This is a genomic window from Vibrio sp. 3-2(1) (genome assembly GCF_963887575.1).
Lineage (GTDB): Bacteria > Pseudomonadota > Gammaproteobacteria > Enterobacterales > Vibrionaceae > Vibrio > Vibrio anguillarum.
This window is the reverse complement of record NZ_CAWPGB010000035.1, coordinates 1-4417: the sequence shown is the minus strand read 5'-3', so window position 1 is coordinate 4417 and position 4417 is coordinate 1. Positions and strand designations below refer to the sequence as shown.

At 41.0% G+C, this 4417-nt stretch carries 6 protein-coding genes; all 6 read left to right on the top strand.

The annotated features are described in order from the left end of the window. Positions 1 to 302 precede the first annotated feature (302 nt). The 6 genes from AACQ79_RS13005 to AACQ79_RS12980 all read left to right on the top strand — a co-directional run bounded on the left by AACQ79_RS13005 (position 303) and on the right by AACQ79_RS12980 (position 4169). Entirely contained in the window at positions 303 to 485 is a 183-nt protein-coding gene (locus tag AACQ79_RS13005) for a DUF645 family protein (protein ID WP_170899884.1), read from the top strand. 259 nt (positions 486 to 744) lie between these two features. Beyond that, on the top strand, positions 745 to 1092 hold the full coding sequence (locus tag AACQ79_RS13000) for a DUF3024 domain-containing protein (RefSeq protein WP_017042813.1): 348 nt from the start codon (positions 745 to 747) through the stop codon (positions 1090 to 1092). Positions 1093 to 1344: 252 nt separating this feature from the next. Beyond that, the gene (locus AACQ79_RS12995; RefSeq protein ID WP_170899883.1) at positions 1345 to 1770 is read left to right on the top strand and encodes a hypothetical protein; all 426 of its coding nucleotides are present in this window, start codon (positions 1345 to 1347) and stop codon (positions 1768 to 1770) included. A 189-nt stretch (positions 1771 to 1959) separates the two neighbouring features. Next, positions 1960 to 2589, top strand: a complete 630-nt coding sequence (locus AACQ79_RS12990; RefSeq protein ID WP_170899881.1) for a hypothetical protein — start codon at positions 1960 to 1962, stop codon at positions 2587 to 2589. 163 nt (positions 2590 to 2752) lie between these two features. Beyond that, a complete protein-coding gene (locus tag AACQ79_RS12985; RefSeq protein ID WP_170899880.1) occupies positions 2753 to 3493 on the top strand; it encodes a PhzF family phenazine biosynthesis protein in 741 nt (246 codons plus the stop codon). A 118-nt stretch (positions 3494 to 3611) separates the two neighbouring features. Continuing rightward, positions 3612 to 4169 carry a hypothetical protein gene (locus tag AACQ79_RS12980; RefSeq protein ID WP_170899879.1) on the top strand — a complete coding sequence of 186 codons (558 nt, stop codon included), beginning with the start codon at positions 3612 to 3614 and terminating at the stop codon, positions 4167 to 4169. Positions 4170 to 4417: the final 248 nt, after the last annotated feature.

Sequence of the window (4417 nt, the reverse complement as noted above, 5' to 3'; positions counted from 1 at the left end):
TCGCCTAACAAACGCCTCAAGAGGGACTGTCAACGCGTGGCGTTTCCAGTCCCATTGAGCCGCGGTGGTTACAGTTGTTGTGTTTGAGTTTAGTGGTTTGCGTTGCCAGCCCCTTAGGCGGGCGTTAGCTTCTTAAAGGCTAGAATCATCAAAATCTAAGCTCATTTGTTGTGAAAATTCAGCTTTAAGCGTTCAAGTAGCACTATTTGGCTTTTTAGTTTTGCCTGATGCTGATTTGGTAGAAAGTGTTGAATGTTCAGCAGTTTTCAAGTCGCTGAAACCTATCAAGCTTCGATGCTTCAGTGTTGTTTGACGTTCAGCGCGGTCAGCTTAGTTTTACAAAATACTGCATCATCGCTGTGATCTTGCTTTCTTTGTCGCGGACTCTTAACCGTGGCCAACTTAGCCTTGAGCGTTTTGAGTTTTGGCAGTCAACTTCACAGCTTTTGGCGTTGGACGTGTGCATGTTCGATGCATTTGCGTAAAATACTTTTCAAGTAAAGGTGTTAAAAGTCATTGTTAAACAATGTGCTACGAAGCTAACAAACGCCTCAAGAGGGACTGTCAACGCGTGGCGTTTCCAGTCCCATTGAGCCGCGGTGGTTTCGTCTGTTGTGATTGAGTTTAGTGGTAATGCGTTGTCAGCCCCTTAGGCGGGCGTTATGTACTTTCTCGAAAATTAACCTAACCAACGTATGAAATTAGGTCGTAAACTTAGCTTAATTAAAGGGTTAGGTGATAGATATGGCATTTTCAGAAATTGAGCAACAGCGTTACAGAAAGGCAGTGGAGAAGTACCTTGATTCTTGTCGACCGCCAGAAGAGATCCGCAATCAACTTGATATTGGGTATCGGTTAGAGGGGCAGGTCATCGAAATCTTCGAGATACGTCCTAAGTGGAATGATCCATCCGAAAAAATGGAGTGCCCAGTAGCCAAAGTCAAATATTATAAGTCGCGTGACGCGTGGAAAATTTACTGGATGAAATCCGACCAAAAATGGCATTCGTATGAGCCAATCCCAGAGATTCAACTTCTAGAAGCTTTCTTGGAAATATTAGAAGACGATACTTATGGGTGTTTCTGGGGATAGAACCAACCACTTACATAACAAACGCTTCAAGAGGGACAGCCAACGCGGGGCATTTTTACTATGCATTGGTTTTGTGTGATTGCGGTGTTATGCGGAAACTTGGTAGTAGCGTTGTCTGCCCCTTAAGCGGGCGTTAGCACACACATCTCATAAACCAGAGTTTGTATTCTGTTACGGTATTTCTATTCGATGACTCTTGATCTTGATCTTGGTCTAGTATCGAAAAGTAACTTTTATTTGAGAGGCTGAAAAATGAAAAAAACGTTAATGGTGCTGATTATGATGACAGTCTTGGTTGGTTGTGATGATGCAAGTAAAGCGATTGATGAGGCTAAGGCTGCAGCTAATAAAGCAGTCGATAGCCTGCAGCAGAAGGCCGATTCGTTTGATTTGAATAATCTCAATCTCGAAGTTTTCGGTGATGCGACACAAAAGGCTCAAGAATTTGCTCAATCAATAGAGTCATTAGTTCATACTGATTTTACTGACCATCAAGCTGTCGCTGCAGCGACAGAAAAGGTTTCTAACTCTTACAGCTGTTTAGTTGAGGTATCTTCTGAAACTACAGCGGAAAACTTGCTAGATAAAATCGTATCTTCAATTAAGAACGATCAAGTGTTGGCAATCATCGAAAAAGGTGTTGTACAAGCCAAAAATGCGAAAGAGTGCATTATGTAATCACGTGTGTGCTAACAAACGCTTCAAGAGGGACAGCCAACGCGTGGAATTTTTACTATGCGTTGGTTTTTGTGATTACGGTGTTATGCGGAAAGTTGGTAGTAGCGTTGTCTGCCCCTTAAGCGGGCGTTATAACGCAATGGGGAGATAAGCGAGTTGTTCAAGTTTTTCGAAAGTGATCGTTACATTATGTGGGTATGTGTAGTTGCCATATTTTTGAGTGGTTCTGCATTCTCTTTAGTTTTCTTAGGCACTGACTTATTGGCAGTGTTAGGTGCATTGGCGAATGTCGCAACTATCTTTGGTACATTGTTTGCGGTAACAGCATTTCTGCGTTGGAAACGAGATCGGCATGCCAACGAGTTGCATGATCGACTTATGGAGTTAGCAAAAGCAGTAAGTGATAGCAATGGGCTACTTTATCTAATTCCCATTTCACTTACTCAGAAAAACAGGGAACGGTTCTCTAGGGCTGCTCGTCAGATATTAGATACTTATTATCAACTGTCTTCATTTGAACGAAGCTTGTTCCTTTACACAACAAAGCGTGAACTTACTTTTTCAAGTTTAAGTTGTCCATATACAGCAAAAACACTTGATCACTTTTCAAAACTTATCGGCTTAATTTCTATGCGAGAACAACGCGAAATTGGAGAGCAAGCCGACTATGTAGTTGAGTGGTATGATGCTGTGCTTTCAACAGATAAAGATAAACAGTTGATTGATCAACATATTAAAGCATTGACTAATCAACTACCGCATTTACATACAGTTGCACACGAGCTTAAATCTATAGATGTGTCAAAAATTGCGTTATAACAAACGGCTCAAGAGGGATTGCCAACGCGTGGCGGCTTTAGTGCAAAATTGAAGTTCAGCGTTTACAGTGTGTTTTTTAAGTTCGGTGGTGCGTTGTCAACCCCTTAGCCGGGCGTTAAATTGCAGTCAAGGATGGTGGATTATCAAAATTGATATTTATGATGTGTTTATTGGCGAATCGGCCTTTGGTAATCCTTGCGGGGTACTAGAGCTAAATGGCTGGTTTTCCGATAGCGAGTTACATCAAATAACCCGTGAAGTTGGACAGCCTGTGACTTCTTTCATTACTCACGTCGACGGACAGTTTCACATTCGTTGGTTTGCATTGGATGGTGAAATTAATCTTTGTGGTCACGGGAGTTTAGGCGCTGGTGCAGCGATCCTTTCTAAGTACCAACTGGAAAATGTAGTTTTCAACAGTAAATACGGTGAAGTTGTGATTTCTAAAAGAGGTGACCAATATTCATTGGTATTACCAAGCTGGGAAGCAAAGCCTTGTGCTGTTCCAGTAGAAATCTCTGATTTAGCGACGAATGCGATTGATGTTTTTTCTACCCGAGACTTAGTCTTGGTTTTGCCTTCGGTTGAGGCTGTCATGAATTTCCAGCCAGATGATGATCGCTTGAGAGAAATCAACGAATACCATGCTCTGATTGTAACGGCTGCAAATGGTAATAGTGGTTATGTTCTAAGATACTTTGCTCCCAAAATTGGCATATCTGAGGATTTAGCAACAGGCTCAGCACAATGCTCTCTTGCACCGTATTGGTTTAAAAAACTTGGCTCCGACGCATTGAATGCGCGTCAACTTTCAATGTCAGGTGGTTATTTTGAAGTAGAGAGAACAACTGAAAATTCAATTACAGTATTTGCCCAAGCAAAGCGGCGAGCAATTGCAATTTAACAAACGCCTCAAGAGGGACTCTCAACGCGTGGCGTTTCCAGTCCCATTGAGCCGCGGTGGTTACGGCTGTTATGTTTGAGTTTAGTGTTATGCGTTGCCAGCCCCTTAGGCGGGCGTTATGTGCTTATGGGTAATATTTGCAATGATCAATGTATCAAAATATTGGAAAGATGATTTACTGAAACTCGCAGAAAAGCTAACCCTTAGGCTAGTTCAGAAGAGGTGGGGCGAGAAAAATATCTACACGCTAGAGAAAGACATATTTTTAGGTTTCTACTCAGTTAGAAAATTGATTGAATCTCGGAAAATATCTGATTCAGTGAAGAATCAAAATTATAAAGTTCGAAAGATCAATTTTTCGGGAGATCCCGACAAAATAATACCTAGTTCGGTAGATTCAGACTATGACTTAGTAAGCAGCACTGAAATTCATACATTAAATACAATGCAGATATGTAATCAGTTTATTCATAGCTATTACTTTGTCCCGTTCTTCCCAACAGGTACTAGCCCTGTTGGATTCTTTGTTTGCTCAGATTTTGATAAGAAAAACTGTATATATTTCATAACGATTTTTGACGTGGTAGAAATTTTTAAAACTGTTGGGGAAAATTACCCAACAACTATGACGATTGAAAAACTTCAGAATGGAAAAATAAGAACAAAAATTGAGTAACGCACATAACAAACAATTTAAGAGGGATTCCCAACGCTTGGCATTTTTGCTTCTACTTCAAGTTTAGTGTTTATGGCACAATGCTTTAGGTTGGGTGGTAGCGTTGCTCACCCCTTAATTGGGCGTTAGGCATAAGGAAATTATGGAACTCATTCAGCTAAATGAGAGTGAGCTAAAAATGTTGCGTGATGGTCAATCTGAGCTCAAGTATATAATTGACGGAATTCCACCAAATCATGTTTTAGAAC